The organism is Nonomuraea sp. NPDC050394, assembly GCF_044459065.1.
Classification (GTDB): domain Bacteria; phylum Actinomycetota; class Actinomycetes; order Streptosporangiales; family Streptosporangiaceae; genus Nonomuraea.
The window spans coordinates 371,024-391,935 of record NZ_JBITIO010000011.1; the positions used below are offsets into that span (position 1 = coordinate 371,024).

Consider the following 20,912-nt stretch of genomic DNA (forward strand, 5'->3'; position numbering starts at 1 on the left):
CTTAAACGGACGCACTGTCCGGATATATTCCTGGGTATGGAAAGAGCCGATGCCGCCCGCAACCGGGCCAAGATCCTGCTGGCGGCGGCGGAGTTGTTCGCCGGCCGTCCGCCGCAGGACGTCACCATGGACGAGATCGCCAAGGCGGCGGGCGTCGGGCGGGGCACCCTGTACCGCCGCTATCCCGACCGGGCCGCCATCGCCGTCGCGCTGCTGGACGAGCACGAGCGCGCGCTGCAGGAGCGGCTCATGCAGGGCCCCCCGCCGCTGGGCCCCGGCGCGCCGCCGGCCGAGCGGCTGGCCGCCTTCTACGCCGCGATGTGCGACCTGCTGGAGGACCACGCCCACCTGGTCCTGGGGACCGAGGTGGGCAGGCAGCGCTTCGAGACCGGGGCCTACGGCTTCTGGCGCGTGCACGTGCGCTCGCTGCTGGCCGCCGCGGGCACGCCGGGACCCGACGCGCTGGTGGACGTCCTGCTCGCGCCGCTGGCCCCGGAGGTGTACACCTACCAGCGGCGCGAGCGCGGCCTGACGAAGAAGCAGATCGCCGACGCCCTGGCCCGCCTGACCACCGCCCTCTGAACGCTGACCACCGCCCTCTGGGCGGGGCCGCCGGTCTCTGGCGCTGACCGCCGCCCTCTGGGCGGGGCCGCCGGTCTCTGGCGCTGACCGCCGGTTTCTAGGTCAGGGTGCGGTGGATCGTGGCGCGGACGAACGAGCGGGCCAGCATCGCCCGGCGGGCGCGGCCGAGTTTGGGGCCGGGCGTGCCGTAGCGGCGGGCCCTGATGTCGGCCACCACCCGCTCCGGCGCGCCCAGCTCGGCCAGCACGTCGAACGCCTCCCGCTTGGTGATCAGGCGGTTGTCCCTGAGCGTGACGGTCGCCCTGGCCACCGTGATCAGGCCGAGGTCGACCCAGATGTCCTGCAGCCAGCGCTTGAAGCCGTCGGTCTTGAGCAGCCAGAAGCCGGCCAGGTCGGCGCGGATGAACGCGTGCAGTTCGGCGTCGCTGACCTCGGGAAGCAGGTCCGGGACCGCGGCGCCGTACAGCTGGACGGGGCTGGAGTGCAGTTCGCGGCGGGTCACGGCCGTGACGGAGCGGTGGAACAGCTCGCCGTGCGCGGCCGTGAGGTGCTCCGCGGTCAGGTCGGGCAGCGTGTCGCGGACGACGTAAGAGCAGTGGAGCAGGTCGGGGAAGCCGCCGTGGATCTCCTCCAGGCGGGTCGGGTCGGCGACCGGGGACTCGACGACGGCGATCAGGTCGAGGTCGCTGCGGCCCGGCTGGTAGTCGCCGGCGCCGAGCGAGCCGTGCGCCCACAGGGCGAGCAGCGGGACCTCCTGCCTGATCTCGCCCAGGAAGCGCGTGAGCAGCCGGTCCGTCTCGGGATGCACGTCAGGCGCCGAACAGGGCGCTGACCGACTCGCCCTCGTGGATGCGGCGCATCGCCTCGGCCAGGGCGGGCGCGATGGACAGGACGGTCAGCTTGCCGCCGGACTTGTGACCGGGCACGGTGTTGGTGCAGACGATCTCCTCGACCTCGGGCCGGTCGCCGAGCCGTCCGATCGCCCCGCTGGAGAACAGGCCGTGGGTGCAGGCCACGCGGACGCTGTTGACGCCGCGCTCCTTGAGCCGGTCGAGCAGTTCGATCATCGTGGTGCCCTTGGCGATCTCGTCGTCGAGCACGATCACGTCCTTGCCGGCGACGTCGCCGATCACCGAGCTGATCACCACGCGGTCGTCGCTGAAGCGCTGCTTGGCGCCCATCGCGACGTCGGTGCCGAGCCGCCGGGCGAAGGCCGCCGCCTCCTTGGCGTTGCCCAGGTCGGGGGAGACCACGACGGTGTTGGACAGGTCGTACCGCCGGAAGTGGGCGGCCAGCTCCCGCAGCGCGTGCAGGTGATCGACCGGCACGCTGAAGAAGCCGTGAACCTGCGGCGAGTGGAGCGTCATCGTCAGCACGCGGCCCGCACCCGCGGCCACCATGAGGTCGGCCACGAGCCGGGCGCCGATGGAGATGCGCGGGGCGTCCTTCTTGTCGGAGCGGGCGTAGGCGTAGTGGGGGAGGACGACCGTGATCCTGGCGGCCGAGGCGCCGCGCGCGGCGTCCAGCATGAGCAACAACTCCACCAGGTGTTCCTGCGTGGGCGGGACCAGAGGCTGGATCAGATACACGTCGCGCTCGCGGCAGTTGGCCGGCAACTGCACTTCCAGGACGTCGTTGGCGAACCGTTTCACGCTGACCGGGTGCAAGGGCGTGCCCAGATGGGCGCAGATCTCCTCGGCCAGTTCGGGGTGGGCACTTCCGCTGAACACAGTGATGTCGCGCACGCCACGCAGGATAATGGTCGGCGCGTTGACCACGCTTTGCGGTCGTGAGCTGCCATAACGTAGCGGCCATGCAACTGTCCCGTGGCCTGCGCCTGCTGATCGGCACCGCCGCCGCCGTCGTCGCGCTCGCCGGGATCAAGCACATGAGCCAGATCGTCGGCCCCGCCTTCCTCGCGCTCACGCTGACCATCGCGGTCAGCCCGCTGCGCAGGTGGCTGGCGCGCAAGGGCGCGCCCGGCTGGGTCACGGTGTTCGTGCCGCTGGCCACGGTCATCGTCGTGATGGGCGCGCTGGCGCTCTCGCTGGTGGTGGCGCTCGCCCAGCTCGCCACGCTGGTTCCCACCTACGCCGCCAAGTACCAGGAGCTGCTGGCGTCGCTGACGGCCGAGCTCGGGCGGCTCGGGATCACCTCGGAGCAGGCCAAGGCGATCTTCAGCGGCCTGGACATGGGCCAGCTCGTCAAGGCCGCGCAGGGCATCCTGACCGGGCTGCTCGGCGTGCTGTCGGCGGTGGTGCTGATCGTGCTGCTGTTGTTCGGGATGAGCCTGGACGCGAGGTTCATGCACGGGGCGATCCAACGGCTGTCGCCGTCGCCGCTGGTCTCGGCGCTGGCCGGGTTCGCCAAGGGCACCTGCAACTACCTGGTCGTCTCGACCATGTTCGGGCTGATCGTGGCCGTGCTGGACACGGTGGCGCTGGCGATCCTCGGGGTTCCGCTGCCGCTGCTGTGGGGACTGCTGGCCTTCATCACCAACTACATCCCCAACGTCGGCTTCATCATCGGGCTGGTGCCACCGGCGCTGCTGGCGCTGCTGGCGTCGGGCCCTGCCACGATGCTGTGGGTCATCGCCGTCTACTGCGTGCTCAACTTCGTGATCCAGTCGGTCATCCAGCCCAGGTACGCCGGAGCCTCGGCCGGGTTGTCGACCACGCTGACCATGCTGTCGCTGCTGGTGTGGGCCTACGTGCTGGGCGCGCTGGGCGCGATCCTGGCCGTGCCGCTCAGCGCGTTCGTCCGGGCCGTGCTGCTCGACGCCGATCCGGCGACCCGGTGGGCCACGCCCCTGGTCGCCGGGCGGGAGATCACTCCCCGTCCATGAGACCGAGCTGCTCCAGCAGGTCGGCCGGGTCCCAGTACTGGCGGAAGTCGGCGATCTTGCCGTCCGCAAGCTCGGCGAAGATCGCGCCGCGCAGTTCCAGGCGGCGGCCGGTGGGTTCGATCTCCAGGTCTTCGTCGAGCTTGAGCGGGCCGGTGTGCAGGGCGGTCATCGTCCACTCCGCCACCACCGGGCCGCCGGGAAACTCGACCGGCACCGCACGCACCTGGATCTCCGACAGGGCGTCGCTCCTGCCGACGGCCTCGGCGATGAGGTCCTCGATCGAGGCGATGTCCTCGCCCGCGCTCCAGCCGACCACGTTGGGCGAGTAGAACTTCCGGATCGCCGAGGCGTCGCCGGTGGCCGACGCGTTGAGCGCGCCGAGCAGGATGTTCGTAGCTTGTGCCATAAGTGGGTTCTTATCCGGAAACGGGGCAAGGACCGCTCAAGTCCGGGTCACGGCATGACGTAATGGTGCATCACGGCCGGTTGACCGGCGTTGTTCAGCCAGGTCGCCCTGGTGGTGGCGACGCGCCGCCAGCCGGTGCGCTCGTACAGGGCGATCGCGGCCACGCCCTCGTCGGAGACCTCCAGGGCGAGCGGGCCGTCCGCCTGCTCGCGTACGGTCGCCATCAGCTTCTCCGCCAGCCCCCTGCCCCGCCCGCCCGGCGTCACGAAGAGCCTGGCGACGGTCAGTGCCCGCGCGCCGCCGACGATCTCGGCCACTGCGGGATCCAGATCCGCGGGCACCAGGCCCACGTGGCCGACGACCGCTCCGGGGTCCACGGCGATCCACGCCCGGACCATGGACGGCGGAGCCAGCCAGCCCCGCGGATCCGCCGGCCACGCAACCGGGTAGCCGTCGGCCTTCTGAACCTCGGCCAGCGCCTCGACACAGGCGTCCAGGTCCGCCTCAAGCCTGGACCTGATCATCGGCTTACCGCGGCGTCCATGAACCTGGTCATTCGGTCACCGCGGCGGGGGTCAGGGCGCCCAGGTCAGGCAGCACCTTCCAGGCCAGCGCCAGCGCGTCGGCGGCGGGCGGGTAGACCGGGTGCGGAATGGCGAGCACCCGCATGCCGGCGGCGTACGCCGAGCGCAGGCCGTTGCTGGAGTCCTCCACGGCCGCGCACCGCTCCGGCGCCACGCCCAGGTCGCGGGCGGCGGCCAGGTAGCCGTCGGGGGCGGGCTTGCCGCGCTCGACCTCCTCGGTGGAGACGGTCGCCGCGAAGTGCGCGCCGAGCCCGGTCTCCGCCAGCACCGTGTCGATCAGCGCGCGCGGTGAGGAACTGGCCAGGCCCAGCGGTACGGCCGCGGCCATCCGCGCCACCGCTTCGACGGCGCCGGGCAGCAGGGGAACGCCCTTGTCGTGGTAGCGGGCCTTCATGTGCTCGATCACGCCGCGGGCGATCTCGTCGGGCGGGAGCCGTACGCCGAGTTCGTGCAGGTACGCGGCCCACTCGCCGGTGCTCATGCCCATCAGCCTGGACTGGGTCTCGGGTTGCCAGGCGCCGCCGTGCTCGGCGACGAAGGCGCGCCGTACCTCCTCCCAGACGGGTTCGGAGTCGACGAGCACGCCATCAAGGTCGAATACACAGGCTTCCACCACATCAGGGTACGAGCAGGCCCCAGTAGACCCCCCACGGGATGAAGACGAGGCCGGCGACGGCGGCCAGCCGTACCCGGAAGGAGGAGGCGCGCCACTGCGTGAGGCAGGTGAGCGTGGCGACCGCGGCCACGGCGGCGAGCGACTGGGCGGCGAGCCAGGTCAGCGGGCGGCCCATGAGCAGCGGACCGGCCTGAACGCCGCGCGAGCTCGACGACAGCAGCATCGAGACCAGCGTGTACGCGAACGCCACCAGCGACAGCGACCCGGCGATGGCGACCAGGCGGGCGGGCCAGCCGCCGGGGCCCAGCCTCCGGACGGTGGAGGCGAGGAACGCCAGCGACAGCAGGGCCATGGTCCCGATCTGCACCTGCCACGACTCCCACCAGGCCGAGGGCGGCGTGTCGGCGCTGCGTGGCTGGGCGGGCAGCGGCTCGGTGACGGCGGCCGGCACCCTGCCCGCGGCGACCTCGCGCACCCAGGAGCCCACGGCGTCGGCGTAGCCGGGGGTGAGTGCGCCCGAGCCCTGGTGCAGGGAGTGGCCGGCCCCGGCGAAGAACCTGACGCTGAGCCCGGCGGGGATGTTCGCCTGGAAACGTTCCGCGCTCTCGGCGGGCGGCACCTGGTTGTCGGCGGCGCCCCACAAGGCCAGCACGGGCTGCTTGATCCGGCGCAGCTCTGGGGCCGGGTCGTGATACGCAGAGGCGAACAGCCCGGCGTCGGCGGCGAGGCGGTGGAACGTCCGGGCGTACGCGCTGCGCAGCGAGCCCTGGATCCCGGCGCGGTCGAGCTTGTTGGCGGCGTTCCACGACTGGGTGCGCAGCGGGCTGAGCCCGGGGCCGCCCACGGTGACCAGGAAGTCCACGGACGTGCTCCGGTTGGCGGCGATCGGCGCGACCCAGCCGCCCTCGCTGATGCCCCACAGCCCGGCCCGGCCGACCGACGGGTGCTTCTTCAGCACCGCGAAGGCGGCGAGGGCGTCGCCGGCCAGTTCGTGGTAGTCGCGGCGGGTCGAGCTATAGCCCGCGCCGCGTTTGTCCGGCGCCAGGACCACCAGGCCCTGGCGGGCGAAGGCGTCCGCCTCCGTCTCCAGGTCCCGCCAGCTGTTGCCGCCGCCTGCGCCGTGCACGAGTACCAGGCCCGGCAGCTTGCCCGTGGTGCCGGCGGGCTCGAAGACGCGTCCGCCGAGCTTCTGGCCGTCCTGCGTGGTGAAGGTGATGTCGGTGGTCTTCACCTCCGCCTGCGCGGCCGGGGTGTGCAGGGACAGGGCCAGCAGAGCCGTGGCGAGGAGTTCCATGGAGACCCAGTCTCGGAAAACCGGGCGTCGCGGGCATCGCCGGTGCGGGCGATCTGCGCACTGGGTCGCGCGGGGGATTTCGGCGGCCGTCCGCAAGGGGATACTGGGGCCTTGTGTCCGAAATGTTCCGTAGCTGGGAGCGGCGGGCCGCCGCCTGGCTACGCGGGCTGCCGCCCCTCGTCGTCGACTTCGCCATCGCCCTGCTGGTGCTGGTCGGGCAGAGCGTGCCCTTCTTCTACGCCACGCGGAAGCTCGGCCCGGAGCCGTGGAGCATGGTCGAGTACTGGCCGGTTCTGCTCGGGGTGGTGCCGCTGCTGGTGCGCCGCCGGTATCCGCTGACCGTGCTGACCCTGTGTGTCGCCTCCGCGGCCATCTACTCGCTGCGCGACCCCGACCTGCCGCCCCAGCCCATCTGGTACGGCTGGCTGGTCGCGCTCTACACCGTCGCCGCGCTCTCACCCCGCTGGAAGCGTTCGCTGGCGATCCTGCTCAGCATCGCGCCGGCCATCGGCGTCTCGCCGGTGACCTTCATCCGCGGCGTGCTCACCGCGCTGGGCGCCTACGCGCTGGGCCGGGCCACGGTGCACTACCGCGAGCGCGCGGCGCTGCTGGAGGAGCGGGCCGTCGAACGGGAGCGGGCCAGGATCGCGCGCGACATGCACGACATCCTGGCCCACGGCATCAGCATCATGATCGTGCAGGCGGAGGCGGGACCGCTGGCCGTACGGGCCGCTCCCGAACGCGCGGAGAAGGCCTTCGAGGCGATCGGCGCGGCCGGACGCGACGCGCAGGCGCAGTTGCGGCGGATGCTCAACCTCCTGAAGGAGGAGGAGGGGCCGCGCGCCCCGCAGCCCACGCTCGCCGGCCTGGCCGGTCTGGTCGCGCGCGTCTCGGAAGCCGGCCCCACGGTACGGCTGGCCGTCACGGGCACCCCGTCCCCGCTCCCGGCCGACGCCGAGGTGGCCGTCTACCGGATCGTGCAGGAGGCGCTGACGAACATGGTCAAACACGCGCAGGCCACCAGCGGTGTGGTCCGGCTCGACTGGAAGGACGACGAGCTGCTGATCACGGTCGCCGACGACGGCCGCGGCCCGGCGCCGGGCACGGGCGGCGGCCACGGGCTGGTGGGCATGCGCGAGCGGGCCGCCGCGTACGGCGGCGTGGTGGCCGTGACACCGGATATTTCGGGATTTGAGGTTGTAGTGAGCTTGCCGATCGGAGACCAGCAGTGACCATCACCGTCGTCGTCGCGGACGACCAGGAGCTCGTCAGGAGCGGGTTCGCGCTCATCGTGGACTCCCAGCCCGGCATGTCGGTGGTGGCGGAGGCGGCCAACGGGCGCGAGGCCGTCGAGGCCGTGCGCGCGCACGCCCCCGACGTGGCCCTCCTCGACATCCGCATGCCAGAACTCGACGGCATCGAGGCCGCCCGGATCATCTGCGCGCAGACGCCGACGAAGGTCATCATGCTCACCACCTTCGACCAGGACGACTACGTCTACGACGCCCTCCAGGCGGGCGCGAGCGGATTCCTGCTGAAGGACGTGCGCAGGGACGACCTGGTCCACGCCGTACGCGTGGCCGCCGGCGGCGAGGCCCTGCTCGCGCCCGCCGTCACCCGGCGCCTCATCGACGACATGGTCCGGCGCAACGCCCGCCCCGGCCCGCCGCCGCGCTCGCTCGACCCGCTCACCGACCGCGAACGCGAGACCCTCACCCTGCTCGGGCGCGGCCTGTCCAATGCCGAGATCGCCGCCACGCTCGTGGTCAGCGAGCACACCGTGAAGACGCACGTCAGCAACGTGCTGAGCAAGCTCGGCCTGCGCGACCGGGTCCAGGCCGTCATCGCCGCCTACGAGAGCGGCCTGCTGCGCCCCGGCACGTCAGGGGTGCAGTGACAGGCCCTTGAGCAGCTTGTCCACCAGGTTGCGCGGACCGTAGACGGCCAGCCCTACCAGCGCCAGGTCGTCGGCCGCGACGGCGCGGACCGCCGCCCGGTTGTCCGCGTCGTGCCCGGTCTTGAACATCTCCTCGATGAACACGGCCGTCCCCACCCCCTTGGCCACGGCCTTCTCCCTGACCGCGCGCAGGTCGTCGGCGGCGTAGACGAGCACCGGCTGGCGGAACAGGGCCAGATAGCCGTTGTCCGACGCGTCGGCGTAGGGCTCGCCGATCGTCTCCGGGTACGCGCCCGCGACCGCCCCGGCCAGGAACGCGGTCACGTTGAGCTTCTGCCAGGTGGCCAGGTCGGGCCGGACCACGATGGCTATCTTTGTATCGAAACGCATGCTCGTCAGCATGGCCCCGCCGTACCGGAGACGTCTTGAAGGCTCGTGCGCAGGACTGGTCGAGCTACTGGCGCGCGCCCGATCGCCCGCTGGAGGCGATGCACGCGCACTTCGTCGAGCACGTCTACCACCGCCACAGCCACGACAGCTACTCCTTCGGCGTCACCGAGGACGGCGCGCAGTCCTTCAGCTGCCGCGGCGCCGCCCACACCAGCGCCGCCGGCATGATCATGGCCTTCAACCCCGACGAGCCCCACGACGGGCACTCCACCACCGAGCTGGGCTTCACCTACCGCATGGTGCACATCGGGCCGAGCCTGGTCGAAGGGGCCCTCGCCGACCTCGCGGGGGACCGCGCGGGCCTGCCGCTGTTCGCGGCGCCAGTGGTCGCCGATCCCGTGCTCGCGGGCGCGCTGCGGCGCCTGCACACCGCGCTGCTCGACGACCGCGCGAGCGCCCTGCGCCGCGACGAGCTGCTCGCCGTCACCCTCGCCTCCCTGGTACGGCGGGCCGCCACCGCCGCCCCCCGCCTCATCGCCGCGGGAGCCGACGACCAGGTCGCCACGCTCGTCCGCGACCGCCTGCACGAGGCGTTCCTCGACGACCTGACCGCCGACGACCTGGCCGGGGCCGCCGGCCGCAGCCGGTTCGCCGTCTACCGCGCCTTCCACGCCAAGTACGGCATGGCGCCCAGCGACTACCAGCGTCAGCTGCGCCTGCGCGAGGCCCGCCGCCTGATCGCCGGCGGCCTGCCCATCAGCGATGCCGCGATCGCGGCCGGCTTCTCCGACCAGAGCCACCTGACCAGGTGGTTCACCCGCGTTTATGGGCTGACCCCGGGCGCGTACCAGCTGTCAAGCACTCTGGCATAACGTGATGCTGGGACCAGATGTTATGGTCCGGCCACCGCCGTTCACCGGATCTTCAATCATGCGCTTCACCTGCGGAAACGCTGATTCTCCCGTGCTGCCATAACGCGCTGTTCCTAACAGGTTGATATGCCCGGAAAGGCGACTTTCCCCTTTACGTTGACGGCGCGCCCCCCAATTCGAGGAGAGAAACCCCATGCTCCGCAGGCACGTCGTGGGGATGAGCGTCGCGCTCGCCCTCACCCTGGCAGTCGTCCCGGTGGTGGCCTTCGCCGCCTCGGCCGGCGAACCCCCCAACCCCTATGCGCAGGCGCGCGAACAGGCCGCCGTCGTCGCCAACCCCGACCCCAAGGTCGTCGCCGCCCTCCAGCGCGACCTCGGCCTGACCGCTGACCAGGCGCTGGCCCGGCTGGTCAACGAGGCCGCCGCCGCCCAGGTCGAAGCGGACTACTCCGCCCGGCTGGGCACGAACTTCGGCGGACTCTGGGTGACCGGGCCGACCGCCGAACTGGTCCTGGCCACCACCCAGTCCGCCGGCTTCTCGCAGATCACCGAGCTGGGTGCCAAACCGGTGCTGGTCTCCCACTCACTCAACGATCTGAAGGCCGTGACCGCCCGCTTCGACAAGCTGGCCCGCCGCATGCCCGCCGGCGTGCACGTCTGGTACGCCGACATCATGGCCAACAAGGTCGTGGTCCAGGCCAAGGACCTCGTCGCCGCCCAGAAGTTCGTCGAATCCAGCGGCGTCAACGCGGCGCTGGTCCAGTTGCAGAAGTCGGAAGAGCAGCCCAGGCCGTTCTACGACGTACGCGGCGGCGACGCCTACTACATCGGCAGCAGCAGCCGCTGCTCGGTGGGCTTCGCCGTGAACAAGGCGGGAAGCCAGGGCGGCTTCGTCACCGCCGGCCACTGCGGCAACACCGGCGCCACCACGACCGGCTTCAACCGCGTCGCACAGGGCACCTTCCGCGGCTCCTCCTTCCCGGGCAACGACTACGCCTGGGTCGAGGTCAACAGCCAGTGGACGCCCACCAACCTGGTCAACGGCTACAGCCAGGGCAACATCACCATCACCGGATCGACGCAGGCCGCGGTCGGCGCCTCGATCTGCCGCTCCGGCTCGACCACCCAGTACCACTGCGGGACGATCGGCGCGCACAACACCAGCGTCACCTACCCGCAGGGCACGATCACCGGCGTCACCCGCACCTCGGTCTGCGCCGAGCCCGGCGACTCCGGCGGCTCCTTCTTCTCCGGCAACCAGGCGCAGGGCGTCACCTCCGGTGGCTCCGGCAACTGCTCCAGCGGCGGAACGACCTTCCACCAGCCGGTGAACGAGATTCTGCAGACGTACGGGCTCACGCTGCCCGGCGGCACCGGAACCCCGACCTCCACCCCGACCTCGACCCCCACCGGGACGCCTCCCGGCGGGACATGGGCGCCGTGGACCGCGTACGCGGCGGGCGCGACCGTCACCTATGACGGCGCCTCCTACCGCTGCCTGCAGTCCCACACCTCCCAGCCTGGCTGGACACCGCCGGTCGTCCCTGCCCTCTGGCAGCGGATCTAGTCCGGTAGGCGAGCGCCCCCGGAGCGGCGGCTCCTGGGGGCGCTCGATCATTGTTTGGCCAGGGTGACAGTTGCCATGCTCACCCCGTCAGGGCTGGCAACTTCCCCATCTAGGCCGGACACCACCTGCGAATTAGGCTCCGCATTTGGCATGTCACCCGCGGGGCGGGGCGTCGAGGTGACACACCTCCCGGCGGGTACTCACGCAGCCCTTCAGGGAGGTTTCTCAGTGCCGAGCAATCCCCGTTTATCCGTCGCCGGACGCTTAGCCGTGGGCACCGCCGCCCTCGCGCTCGTCCTGTCCGCGGCGCCGCCCGCCATCGCGGGCCCGACGCCCACACCGGTGGACAAGTGGCGCGTCACGCCGCTCACCGGCGGCCAGCTCGTCGACGGCGACAAGTCCGCCACCGGCAAGCTAGCCAAGAACGACGCCGCGCTGCTCAGCGCCACCAGCGCCGGCGAAGTGAACGTGATGGTCAAGCTCGACTACGACGCGCTCGCGGCGTACCGAGGCGGGCTCAAGGGCCTGCCCGGCACCAGCCCGTCGGTCACCGGCAAGTCGCTCGACGTGCGCAGCACCGACGCCAAGAAGTACGAGACGCACATCACGAAGATCGAGGACGACTTCCTCGCCGCCCTCGGCAAGACCGTCCCCGCCGCCAAGGCAGGACAAAAGCTGCGGGTCGTGTACGGCGGCATCGCCCTGCGCCTGCCCGCCAACCAGGCCAAGAACCTGGTCAAGCTGCCCGGTGTCGCCGCGGTCCAGTCCGACGCGCCCGAGCGGCTGCTCACCGACTCCAGCCCCGCCTTCATCGGCGCCCCCGCCATCTACAACAAGCTCGGCGGCGCGCCCAGCTCCGGCAAGGGCGTCAACGTCGGCATCCTCGACTCCGGCGCCTGGCCGGAGCACCCGTCCTTCGCCGACCCCGGCACCCTGCCGGCGCCCGGCCCCACCAAGGACGGCACGCCGCGCATCTGCGACTTCGGCGACAACCCGCTCACGCCGGCTCCCGACGTGTTCGCCTGCAACAACAAGCTGATCGGCGGCGGGCCGTTCCTGGACACCTACAACGCCGTCATCGGCGGCGAGGTGTACGGGGACTCCGCGCGTGACTCCAACGGCCACGGCACCCACACCGCCACCACCTCCGCGGGCGGCCCCGTCGCCGACGCCAACCCGCTCGGCATCAGCCGCGGCCCCATCCACGGCATCGCGCCCGCCGCTCAGGTGTCGGTCTACAAGGTCTGTGGCGCCGAGGGCTGCTTCCCCTCCGACTCCGCGCAGGCCGTCGGCCGGGCCATCCTCGACGGCGTCCGGGTGATCAACTTCTCGATCTCCGGTGGCACCGACCCCTACAGCGACCCGGTCGAGCTGGCCTTCCTCGACGCGTACGCCGCCGGTGTGCTGGTGTCGGCCTCGGCCGGCAACGACGGACCCGGCGCCGCCACCGTCAACCACGTCAGCCCGTGGGTGACCACCGTCGCCGCCTCCACGCAGACCCGGACGTTCCGTTCCACGGTCTCGCTCAAGGGTTCCGGCACCAACACCGCCACGGTCTCCGGGTCGACGGTCACCGCGGGTGTCACCACTCCGGCGCAGGTGGTGCTCGCTTCGGCGCCGCCGTACTCGAACGCGCTGTGCACCACTCCGGCCCCGGCCGGACTGTTCGCCGGGAAGATCGTCGCGTGTGAGCGCGGGCCGAACCGCGTGCTCAAGGGCTTCAACGTCAGGCAGGGCGGCGCCGTCGGCATGCTGCTCTACAACTCCACGCCGCTCGACATCATGACCGACAACCACTGGCTGCCGACCGTCCACCTGGACAAGCCCGACGGTGACGCGCTGCTGGCGTTCCTCGCGGCCAACCCCGGCACCACCGCCACGTTCGCGCAGGGCACGAAGACCACGTGGCAGGGCGACGCCATCACCACGTTCTCCTCGCGCGGCCCCGGCGGCGACTTCCTCAAGCCCGACGTCACCGCGCCCGGCCTGCACATCCTCGCCGGAACGACGCCGACGCCGGAAAGCCCGCTCGAAGGCCCGCCCGGCAACCTGTACCAGAGCATCGCCGGCACCTCGATGTCCTCGCCGCACGTGGCCGGTTCCGCCGCGCTCGTCTTCGCCCTCAACCCCGGCTGGACGCCCGGCCAGGTCAAGTCGGCGCTGGAGAGCACCGCGACCACCAAGGTCACCAAGCAGGACCGGACCACCCCGGCCGACCCGTTCGACACCGGCGGCGGGCGCATCGACCTCACCAAGGCCGGTGACCCCGGTCTGACCATGGACGAGAGCGCCGCCAACTTCGTGGCCGCCGAGACCGACGCACTCAACCGCATCGACCTCAACCTGCCCTCGGTGAACGCGCCCACCATGCCCGGTGTCATCACCGCCAAGCGCACGCTCACCAACGTCACCAACAAGACGCTCACCTTCACCGCCACCGGCACGACCGTGAACGGCGCGCACATCGCCGTCCTGCCGCCGCTCGTGGTGGTCAAGCCGGGCAAGAGCGCCAAGATCGAAGTCGTGATCGCCGCGCCCGAGCTGCCCGACGGCCAGTACTTCGGCCAGGTCAACCTCAAGCAGGTCGGCGGCTCGCGCAACCTGCACCTGCCGGTCGCGTTCTTCCGCAAGGAAGGCGCCGTCCCGATCGACCAGACCTGCGCCCCGGCCGCCATCCCGCGCAACACCGGCGAGTCGGTCTGCACGGTCTCCGTCCAGAACAACACCCTTCAGGACGCCGAGGTCACCGCGCTGAGCACGCTCGACGGCAAGCTGCGCCTCAACTCGGTCACCGGCGCCACCAAGGTGGGCAGCCAGATCGCCACCACCAAGCAGACCCTGGCCGCCCGTCAGCCCGACAGGCCCGGCATCGCCCCCGGCACCAGCCCGGCGGGCTACCTGCCGCTGTCCGACTTCGGCATCACACCCGTCGCCGTCGGTGACGAGCAGGCGCTCAACTTCACCGTCCCGCCGTACGTCTACGCGGGCAAGACGTACAACCGCATCGGCATCGTCTCCAACGGCTACAGCGTGGCCGGTGGCACGAACGGCAGCGAGGACATCTCCTTCACGCCGCAGACCCTGCCCGATCCGGCCCGTCCGAACAACGTCCTGGCCTCGTACTGGACCGACCTCGACGGCACCGGCGCCCCGGGCATCTACGCCGCGACCCTCACCGACGGCGTCAGCACGTGGCTCGTGCTCGAATGGCGGGTCAACCTCTTCGGCACCACGACGCAGAAGGTCTTCCAGCAATGGATCGGCGTCAACGGCACCGAGGACATCTCCTACACCTATGACCCGGCCAACCTGCCCGGTGACCCGCCCGCGGGCTTCGGCCTGACGGTCGGCGCGGAGAACGACGAGGGTACGGCCGGTGGCCAGATCACCGGTCCGCCCACCACCGACCTCCGTGTCACCAGCACGCCTGGCGCGCCCGGCGGGACCCTCACCTACACCATGAAGGTGAAGGGCGTGGTCAAGGGAGTGGGCTCGGTCACGACCGCCACCTCGACACCGCAGGTGAAGGGCATCACCGTGGAGGTGGACAAGATAACCGTCCAGTAATCCTTCGCTAGGAGGGGCCCGGCCGTGCGCCGGGCCCCTCATCCATGTGCCGGGGCTTGTCCTCGCGGACCCACACCACCCCCGGCAGCGCGCTCACGATCACTTCTGGCCCGTCGGCGACCACGACCACCTGGCCGGGCCGGAGCTCCCTGAGCACCCTCAGCCCGGGAACCTCCGCGACGACCGCCAGGAACTCCGCCGGAGAGCAGTCGATACCCACGATGTACGCGACCTTGGCCATCTCCTCACGCTACTTGCGGAGCGCTGCGCTCCGCTTTAGAGTGCTTATCGGAGCGCAACGCTCCGATAAGTGGTTGAAAGGGATGATCATCGATGGAAGACGCGATCCGCCGGCTGGTGGCCGACGCCTCCCGCCACCAGAACGACCCCGAGCCGTTCCTGGCCCTGCACGCCGACGACACGAGCCTCGTGAACTTCGGCGGACGACGCGTGGTGGGCAAGGACGCCCTCGGGCAGGCCATGAGGGCCGCGTTGGCGACGCCGCTGGCCAAGGTGGTGACGAGTGCGGAGGTGGCCGACATCCGGTTCTTGCGACCCGATGTGGCGATCGTCGGCGTGCTCAAGCGGGTCTCCGACGAACGGGACGGCGACGGCGACCCGCTGCACGCGAGCGAGGGCTGGCTGACCTACGTGCTCGTGGAGAACGACGGGAGGTGGCAGATCGCCTCCGCCCAGACCACCCCGATACTCAAGCCTTAGTCTCCCGGTCGTTCTGCAGGTTGAGCAGGATGAACGCGGCCAGCGGAACCGCGGTGACGGCGGCCAGGGCGAGCACCGTCGTCACCGCCTCCGTCCCGTCTATGGCCGAGATCAGCACGTACACCGTCGAGATCCCGAAGATCACCGACATGGTCCCCTGGAGCAGGATGGCGCCCCGGCGGCTCTTTCCCCGATGAACACGGACGGCGATGACGATCGTGAACCCGAGCAGCCCCAGGTAGAACAGACCGGTCAACCAGCCGGTGAGCGACCGCGTACCACCCAGTTGCTCCCCGAGGAACGCCACGGCGGCGATCGCGAAGAAGACGACCTGCACCCAGTGCAACGCCACGGCACCCTTCAACAGCCTGGACATACGCCTATCTCCTTGGACCGCGTGGGCACCGCCTCCATGCGCTGCCGCCTGCGCCCAAGGCTGCCGCCCCGACCTTGCCGCCCCATCTCACCGACGTTTCACGGACATGATCTCGAAAGCCCGGACCACGTCGCCAACGACATGATCCGCCCCACGCCCGGCATCGCCCCCCACCCAGATGGTCCGCAATCCCGCTCCGCGCCCACCCTCGACGTCGGCCTCCAGGCTGTCACCGACCATCCACCCGCCACCGTCCAGTGACACCCCGCACCGCTCGGCAACGATCTCGAACAGGCGCCGGTCAGGCTTCCGCACACCCTCGACCCCAGAAACCGCGTAGCCGTCCACCGCTGCCGCCAGCCCGGTCCGGTGGATCTTCCCAAGCTGGTTGTCGGCCATCCCATTGGTGACGATCCCAACCTTCCACCCCAACCCCCGAAGCACCCCCAGCCCACGGAGCACCTCAGGGCGACACGTCACCAGGTACGGCATCCGCCGGCGATAGGCGTCCCACAGCACCTCCACCGGCTCACCAAGCCCGAACCGCTCCTTCACGAGGCCGAAGAACACGTTCCGATGCGGATGGCTCTCCCGTTCGAGCCCGACCAGCACGTCAACCGCGCCCGCCTCGAGCCCTCGGGCCGCGGTGAACTCCTCGGCCCAGGACCGGAAGGCCACGTTCTGCTCGACAAGCGTGTTGTCCAGATCGAAAAGCGCGAGTCTCTGCATGTTCAGAGGTTGCGGGCGATCACCAGGCGTTGGATCTGGTTGGTGCCTTCGAAGATCTGCATGATCTTGGCTTCTCGCATGTAGCGCTCGACCGGGAAGTCCCTGGTGTAGCCGTAGCCCCCGAACACCTGCACGGCGTCCGTGGTCACCTTCATGGCGGCGTCCGTGGCCACCAGTTTGGCCACCGATGCCTGCCGGCTGTACGGGAGGTCGGCGTCGCGGCGGCGGGCGGCGTCGAGGTAGGTGGCGCGGGCGGCGTCCACGGCGGCGGCCATGTCGGCCAGGACGAAGGCGAGCCCCTGGTGGTCGATGATTTTGCGGCCGAAGGTGGTGCGTTCCTTCGCGTACGCCACCGCCGCGTCCAATGCCGCCTGGGCGAGGCCCGTCGCGCAGGCGGCGATGCCGAGCCTGCCCGAGTCCAGGGCGCTGAAGGCGATCTGCAGGCCCTGGCCTTCGGTGCCGAGGAGCCGGTCGGGCTCCAGGATGGCGCCGTCCCAGTGGGCCGTGGTGGTGGGGATGGCGTGCAGGCCCATCTTCTCCTCGGGGCGGCCGAAGGTGAGGCCGTCCACGGCGCCGGGGGCCAGGAAGCAGGAGATGCCCCGGTTGCCCTCGCCGGTCCGGGCGAACAGGGCGTAGAAGTCGGCTATGCCCCCGTGGGTGATCCAGGCTTTGGTGCCGGTGATGCGGTAGCCGTTCTCCACCTTCTCGGCTTTGCAGGTCAGGGCTCCGGCGTCGGATCCGGCCTGGGGCTCGGACAGGCTGTAGCCGCCGATCTGGCGTCCGGCCAGCATGTCGGGCAGCCACCGGTCGATCTGTTCCGGCGTGCCGTACTGCTTCAGGGGGAAGCAGGCGAGCGTGTGGACGCTGACGGCGACCGCCACGGCGGCCCAGCGGGCCGCCAGCTCCTCCAGAACCTGCAGATAGACCTCGTACGGCTGGCCGCCTCCACCCAGCTCCTCGGGATAAGCCAGCCCCAGCAGCCCGACTTCGCCCAGTTTCGCGAAGAGGCCGGTGGGATAGGTCTCGGCCCGTTCGTGTTCCTCCACGCGGGTCGCGAGCTCCTTGTCGGCCAGCGTGCGCGTGAGGTCGAGCAGGTCGTGCGCGTCCTGGTTGGGGAGGAGGCGGGATACGGCCACGTGTCTGTCTCCGATCTCAGAGTCCGGCCAGGGCCTTGCGGGCGCGCTCGCGGAATTCCGCGACCCGGGCGAGCTTGATGTCCTCGTATCCGCGGATCATGTCAGGAAGCGCGGCGATCTCGGCGACCGCCTCTGCGCTCGTACCCGCTGAGAGGGCCTCACGCACCAGGGTGCGGTATTCGTGGATGAGCTCGCGCTCCACTCGGCGCACGTGGGCGTAGCCGAAGGGGTCGAGTGCGGTGCCGCGCAGGAAGCGCGCGGCCCGCAGCGTGCGGAAGACCGGCTTCGCGGTACGGCGCAGCTTGATCTTCCGCTTCATGCCCAGGGCGCGCAGGATCGGCGGGTGGAGCATGACCGCGACCTTGTCCTCGGGAGCGAACTCGGTCTCGAGGTGGAGCCTGGCGACCTCGTACTCGTCCTTGTAGGCCATGAGCTTGTACAGGCCCTTGGCGTAGGCGATGGCGACGTTCTCGTCGCCGGCGAGTTCGGCGATCTGCTGGACGTCGTCGGAGTAGGTGCGGGCGTAGTCGGCGTTCTGGTAGCCGGTGAGGTCGTCGGTCCTGATCGCGAGGATCTCGGCGAAGGACTGCGTCTTCTCCTCGCTCGGCCGCTGGATCGCGGCGGCCCGGCCGTGGGCGAAGGCGGCGAGGTTCTTCTCGACGGCCGCGCCGTTCAGGCGGATCGCGCCCTCGATGGCCGTGGCGCTGATCGGCAGGCAGCCGTGCTGGTACGCGGCCCCGACGAGCAGCATGTTCGCCGGCATGTGGTCACCGAACAGTTCCTCGGCCAGCGCCTGCGCGTCGAGGTAGAGGTTGCCCTCGGAGCGGGTGGCGGAGTCGATGCGTTCGACGGCGGCCTGCGCGCCGGGCACCACGGCCCGGCCGGTGACCATCTCGGCCGTCGGCACCACCGCCGTGTTGATCACGGCGACGGTGTGGTCCTTGGCGAGCACGCCCAGGTTGCCTTCGGCGGCGGCGCCGAGCAGGTCGAAACCGATCAGGACATCCGCCTTCGTGGCCTTGACCGAGCCGGTGATCGGCTCCGGCGAGACGCGTACGTCGCTGATGACCGGGCCGCCCTTCTGCGCCAGCCCGGTCTGCTCGAGACCGGCGGCGTGCAGACCGTCGAGGTGCGCGGCCATCTGCAGGATCTGCGAGACGGTCACGACGCCGGTGCCGCCGATGCCGGGCATGCGCAGCGTGACCGCGCCGGTGAAGCGGGGCGTGGGCTCGGGCAGGCCCGCGGGCGGCGGCGGGAGCGGCTTGCTCTTGCGCGGACCCGGCTCGACCAGCAGGAACGACGGGCAGTCGCCCTTCAGGCAGGTCAGGTCAGAGTTACACGAAGGCTGGTGAATGCGGGTCTTGCGCCCGAACTCGGTCTCGACCGGCTGAACCGACAGACACGTGGACTTCTCCCCGCAGTCGCCGCAACCTTCGCAGACCCGTTCGTTGATGACGACCAGCTCGGCCGGGGTGGGTAGTTTGCCGCGCTTGCGCAGCCGGCGTTCCTCGGCGGCGCACCGGTCGTCGTGGATGAGCACGGTGACGCCGTCCACCTTGGCGAGCTCGCGTTCGGTGTCGGCGAAGTCGTCGCGGTGCCGTACCGTCGCGACCGGATCGAGCCGCACCCCGCGATAGGAGGAGGGGTCCGCGGTCGTGATCACCACGCGGCGCACGCCCTCGATGGCCAGCCACCGCGTGAGCTCGGGGATGGCGAGCCGGCCCTCGGCGCGCTGGCCGCCGGTCATGGCGACCGCGTCGTTGTAGAGCAGCTTGTACGTCATGGACACCCCGGCGGCCACCGCGGCCCTGATCGCCAGCGAGCCGGAGTGGTGGAAGGTGCCGTCTCCGAGGTTCTGCACGAAATGCCGGTCCTCGGTGAACGGCGCCAGCCCGATCCACTGCGCGCCCTCGCCGCCCATCTGGGTAAGTCCGAGCTGGGTGCCGCGGCCGTCGCCGTCCAGCGCGATCATGGCGTGGCAGCCGATGCCGACGCCGACCAGCGTGCTGTCGTCGGTGCGGGTGGAGAGATTGTGCGGGCAGCCCGAGCAGAAGTACGGCGTGCGGGCGGCGACCACCGGCAGCATCCGCGACTTCCTGGCGCCTTTATCCGATCCGACGCCGAGTCCCAGTGCCTTGGCCACGTCGGCCGCGCCGACCGTCCCGCGCAGCGGCAGCAGCCCGCGGACCTTCGGCGCGTGCGCGCTGCCGTAGAGCACCGCCTTGAGGTGGTTCTCCAGGAACGGCACCTTGTCCTCGACGACCAGCACCTCCTCCAGGCCGTCGAGCATGCCGAGCAGGTCGTCGCGGTCCAGCGGGTACGGCATGCCGATCCGGATCAGCCGGATACCCCGCTCCTCCAGGTCCACCCCGGCGTCGGCCAGGGCGCGCTGGGCGGTGGCGAGAGCCGTACCGGAGGCGACGATGCCCAGTTTGGCCTGCCGCGCGCTGAACAGCACGCGGTTGATGCCCGCGGCGCGCGCGTAGGCGCGGGCGAGGTCGAGCCGGCGGGTGAGCAGGTCGTACTCGGCGTCCAGCGCGGCGGGTCCCACCAGCGTGGGCGGCTTGGTCTCGGCGCGGTCGGGGGCGGGCAGCTCGGGGCGGAGCGCGTCCAGGTCGACGGTGGCGGAGGCGTCGGCCACGTCCGCGACGATCTTCAGTCCGACCCAGAGGCCGCTCGCCCGCGACATCGCCACCGCGTGCAGCCCGAACTCGACGATCTCCGCGACCGAGCCGGGCACCAGCAGCGGCATGCACATGCTCTGGCACATCGGCTCGCACGAACTGGGTACCGTCGAGGACTTGCAGCCCGGGTCGTCGCCGATCCACGCGACCGCGCCGCCCTTGGCCGCGGTGCCGGCGATGTTGGCGTGCCGGATGGCGTCGGCGGCACGGTCGAGGCCGGGGTTCTTGCCGTACCAGAATCCGGTGATGCCGTCGTGCTTGCGCCCGGGCGCCAGGCCGAGAAGCTGGGTGCCGGCGACGGCCGTGGCCGCGAGCTCTTCGTTGAGCCCTGGCTTGAAGACGACGCCGGCAGGATCGAGGTGCCTGGCGGCGCGGGCCATCTCCAGGTCGACTCCGCCCAAGGGCGAGCCCTGGTAGCCGGAGACGAAGACGCGCGTGTCCAGCCCGCGCTCCTCGTCGATGCGGCGCTGTTCCAGCGTGAGCCGTACCAGTGCCTGGATGCCCGAGAGGAGCACGCGCCCGTCGAGGGCCGTGTACTTGTCTTCCAACGCCACCATGCGCCAAGTGGAGCAATCCCGGTGGTCCTTGCACAAGTATCAGGGGACATAATGCGATAAAGACGCAAATTGTTTGCGAGGCCTGGCTCT

At 70.9% G+C, this 20,912-nt stretch carries 20 protein-coding genes; 8 read left to right on the forward strand and 12 right to left on the reverse strand.

Annotated features, from left to right (window positions below; translation table 11 throughout):
* Positions 1–36: 36 nt before the first annotated feature.
* Positions 37–582 carry a TetR/AcrR family transcriptional regulator gene (locus ACIBKY_RS37050; protein ID WP_397104212.1) on the forward strand — a complete coding sequence of 182 codons (546 nt, stop codon included), beginning with the start codon at positions 37–39 and terminating at the stop codon, positions 580–582.
* Positions 583–679: 97 nt separating this feature from the next.
* On the opposite strand, the gene ACIBKY_RS37055 is transcribed toward ACIBKY_RS37050, so the two are convergent.
* Together ACIBKY_RS37055 and ACIBKY_RS37060 are read right to left on the reverse strand one after the other, a co-directional pair.
* Positions 680–1,390, reverse strand: coding sequence for a nucleotidyltransferase domain-containing protein (locus ACIBKY_RS37055; protein ID WP_397104214.1), 711 nt, complete (start codon positions 1,388–1,390; stop codon positions 680–682).
* Between the two features lies 1 nt (position 1,391).
* The gene (locus ACIBKY_RS37060; protein WP_397104216.1) at positions 1,392–2,327 is read right to left on the reverse strand and encodes a ribose-phosphate diphosphokinase; all 936 of its coding nucleotides are present in this window, start codon (positions 2,325–2,327) and stop codon (positions 1,392–1,394) included.
* Positions 2,328–2,395: 68 nt separating this feature from the next.
* Between ACIBKY_RS37060 and ACIBKY_RS37065 the strand changes: the two genes are divergently transcribed.
* Entirely contained in the window at positions 2,396–3,427 is a 1,032-nt protein-coding gene (locus ACIBKY_RS37065) for an AI-2E family transporter (RefSeq protein WP_397104218.1), read from the forward strand.
* Here the strand turns inward: ACIBKY_RS37065 and ACIBKY_RS37070 are convergent.
* Genes ACIBKY_RS37070 through ACIBKY_RS37085 form a run of 4 tightly spaced genes read right to left on the reverse strand, consistent with a single transcriptional unit; the run spans position 3,411 to position 6,327 of the window.
* Positions 3,411–3,833 (reverse strand): ester cyclase, encoded by a 423-nt coding sequence (locus ACIBKY_RS37070; RefSeq protein ID WP_397104220.1) that lies wholly within the window; start codon positions 3,831–3,833, stop codon positions 3,411–3,413. The genes ACIBKY_RS37065 and ACIBKY_RS37070 overlap by 17 nt on opposite strands.
* A gap of 47 nt (positions 3,834–3,880) precedes the next feature.
* Entirely contained in the window at positions 3,881–4,357 is a 477-nt protein-coding gene (locus ACIBKY_RS37075) for a GNAT family N-acetyltransferase (protein WP_397104222.1), read from the reverse strand.
* 28 nt (positions 4,358–4,385) lie between these two features.
* A complete protein-coding gene (locus ACIBKY_RS37080; RefSeq protein ID WP_397104224.1) occupies positions 4,386–5,030 on the reverse strand; it encodes an HAD family hydrolase in 645 nt (214 codons plus the stop codon).
* 4 nt (positions 5,031–5,034) lie between these two features.
* Positions 5,035–6,327 (reverse strand): alpha/beta hydrolase family protein, encoded by a 1,293-nt coding sequence (locus tag ACIBKY_RS37085; RefSeq protein ID WP_397104226.1) that lies wholly within the window; start codon positions 6,325–6,327, stop codon positions 5,035–5,037.
* A 122-nt stretch (positions 6,328–6,449) separates the two neighbouring features.
* Between ACIBKY_RS37085 and ACIBKY_RS37090 the strand changes: the two genes are divergently transcribed.
* Both ACIBKY_RS37090 and ACIBKY_RS37095 read left to right on the forward strand, forming a co-directional pair.
* The gene (locus ACIBKY_RS37090) at positions 6,450–7,559 is read left to right on the forward strand and encodes a sensor histidine kinase (protein WP_397104228.1); all 1,110 of its coding nucleotides are present in this window, start codon (positions 6,450–6,452) and stop codon (positions 7,557–7,559) included.
* Complete coding sequence (locus ACIBKY_RS37095) at positions 7,556–8,224, forward strand: response regulator (RefSeq protein ID WP_397104230.1); 669 nt, start codon at positions 7,556–7,558, stop codon at positions 8,222–8,224. The genes ACIBKY_RS37090 and ACIBKY_RS37095 overlap by 4 nt, the downstream gene beginning before the upstream one ends.
* On the opposite strand, the gene ACIBKY_RS37100 is transcribed toward ACIBKY_RS37095, so the two are convergent.
* The gene (locus tag ACIBKY_RS37100) at positions 8,210–8,614 is read right to left on the reverse strand and encodes a DUF2000 family protein (protein WP_397104232.1); all 405 of its coding nucleotides are present in this window, start codon (positions 8,612–8,614) and stop codon (positions 8,210–8,212) included. The two genes, ACIBKY_RS37095 and ACIBKY_RS37100, sit on opposite strands and share 15 nt — an antisense overlap.
* Before the next feature lie 35 nt (positions 8,615–8,649).
* On the opposite strand from ACIBKY_RS37100, the gene ACIBKY_RS37105 reads away from it, so the two are divergent.
* The 3 genes from ACIBKY_RS37105 (at position 8,650) to ACIBKY_RS37115 (ending at position 14,620) form a co-directional block, all read left to right on the forward strand.
* Positions 8,650–9,486: an AraC family transcriptional regulator gene (locus ACIBKY_RS37105; protein WP_397104234.1), complete on the forward strand. Its 837-nt coding sequence runs from the start codon at positions 8,650–8,652 to the stop codon at positions 9,484–9,486.
* 193 nt (positions 9,487–9,679) lie between these two features.
* On the forward strand, positions 9,680–11,053 hold the full coding sequence (locus ACIBKY_RS37110; protein ID WP_397104236.1) for a carbohydrate-binding protein: 1,374 nt from the start codon (positions 9,680–9,682) through the stop codon (positions 11,051–11,053).
* 270 nt (positions 11,054–11,323) lie between these two features.
* The gene (locus tag ACIBKY_RS37115; protein WP_397104238.1) at positions 11,324–14,620 is read left to right on the forward strand and encodes a S8 family serine peptidase; all 3,297 of its coding nucleotides are present in this window, start codon (positions 11,324–11,326) and stop codon (positions 14,618–14,620) included.
* 7 nt (positions 14,621–14,627) lie between these two features.
* On the opposite strand, the gene ACIBKY_RS37120 is transcribed toward ACIBKY_RS37115, so the two are convergent.
* Positions 14,628–14,861, reverse strand: coding sequence for a hypothetical protein (locus ACIBKY_RS37120; protein ID WP_397104240.1), 234 nt, complete (start codon positions 14,859–14,861; stop codon positions 14,628–14,630).
* A gap of 92 nt (positions 14,862–14,953) precedes the next feature.
* Between ACIBKY_RS37120 and ACIBKY_RS37125 the strand changes: the two genes are divergently transcribed.
* Positions 14,954–15,340, forward strand: a complete 387-nt coding sequence (locus ACIBKY_RS37125; protein ID WP_397104242.1) for an SgcJ/EcaC family oxidoreductase — start codon at positions 14,954–14,956, stop codon at positions 15,338–15,340.
* Here ACIBKY_RS37125 and ACIBKY_RS37130 read toward each other — a convergent pair.
* From ACIBKY_RS37130 to ACIBKY_RS37145, 4 genes are all read right to left on the reverse strand, one after another.
* A complete protein-coding gene (locus tag ACIBKY_RS37130; RefSeq protein ID WP_397104244.1) occupies positions 15,330–15,716 on the reverse strand; it encodes a hypothetical protein in 387 nt (128 codons plus the stop codon). The genes ACIBKY_RS37125 and ACIBKY_RS37130 overlap by 11 nt on opposite strands.
* Positions 15,717–15,803: 87 nt before the next feature.
* Positions 15,804–16,445 carry an HAD family hydrolase gene (locus tag ACIBKY_RS37135; protein WP_397104246.1) on the reverse strand — a complete coding sequence of 214 codons (642 nt, stop codon included), beginning with the start codon at positions 16,443–16,445 and terminating at the stop codon, positions 15,804–15,806.
* Between the two features lie 2 nt (positions 16,446–16,447).
* The gene (locus tag ACIBKY_RS37140) at positions 16,448–17,581 is read right to left on the reverse strand and encodes an acyl-CoA dehydrogenase family protein (RefSeq protein ID WP_397104248.1); all 1,134 of its coding nucleotides are present in this window, start codon (positions 17,579–17,581) and stop codon (positions 16,448–16,450) included.
* A gap of 16 nt (positions 17,582–17,597) precedes the next feature.
* Positions 17,598–20,822, reverse strand: a complete 3,225-nt coding sequence (locus ACIBKY_RS37145) for an indolepyruvate ferredoxin oxidoreductase family protein (protein WP_397104250.1) — start codon at positions 20,820–20,822, stop codon at positions 17,598–17,600.
* Positions 20,823–20,912: the final 90 nt, after the last annotated feature.

Coding starts and splice junctions, on each gene's coding strand:
- ACIBKY_RS37050 (WP_397104212.1), top strand. CDS start 37: ATGGAAAGAGCCGATGCCGCCCGCAACCGGGCCAAGATCCTGCTGGCG.
- ACIBKY_RS37065 (WP_397104218.1), top strand. CDS start 2,396: ATGCAACTGTCCCGTGGCCTGCGCCTGCTGATCGGCACCGCCGCCGCC.
- ACIBKY_RS37070 (WP_397104220.1), bottom strand. CDS start 3,833: ATGGCACAAGCTACGAACATCCTGCTCGGCGCGCTCAACGCGTCGGCC.
- ACIBKY_RS37075 (WP_397104222.1), bottom strand. CDS start 4,357: ATGATCAGGTCCAGGCTTGAGGCGGACCTGGACGCCTGTGTCGAGGCG.
- ACIBKY_RS37085 (WP_397104226.1), bottom strand. CDS start 6,327: ATGGAACTCCTCGCCACGGCTCTGCTGGCCCTGTCCCTGCACACCCCG.
- ACIBKY_RS37090 (WP_397104228.1), top strand. CDS start 6,450: ATGTTCCGTAGCTGGGAGCGGCGGGCCGCCGCCTGGCTACGCGGGCTG.
- ACIBKY_RS37100 (WP_397104232.1), bottom strand. CDS start 8,614: ATGCGTTTCGATACAAAGATAGCCATCGTGGTCCGGCCCGACCTGGCC.
- ACIBKY_RS37110 (WP_397104236.1), top strand. CDS start 9,680: ATGCTCCGCAGGCACGTCGTGGGGATGAGCGTCGCGCTCGCCCTCACC.
- ACIBKY_RS37120 (WP_397104240.1), bottom strand. CDS start 14,861: ATGGCCAAGGTCGCGTACATCGTGGGTATCGACTGCTCTCCGGCGGAG.
- ACIBKY_RS37125 (WP_397104242.1), top strand. CDS start 14,954: ATGGAAGACGCGATCCGCCGGCTGGTGGCCGACGCCTCCCGCCACCAG.
- ACIBKY_RS37130 (WP_397104244.1), bottom strand. CDS start 15,716: ATGTCCAGGCTGTTGAAGGGTGCCGTGGCGTTGCACTGGGTGCAGGTC.
- ACIBKY_RS37135 (WP_397104246.1), bottom strand. CDS start 16,445: ATGCAGAGACTCGCGCTTTTCGATCTGGACAACACGCTTGTCGAGCAG.
- ACIBKY_RS37145 (WP_397104250.1), bottom strand. CDS start 20,822: ATGGTGGCGTTGGAAGACAAGTACACGGCCCTCGACGGGCGCGTGCTC.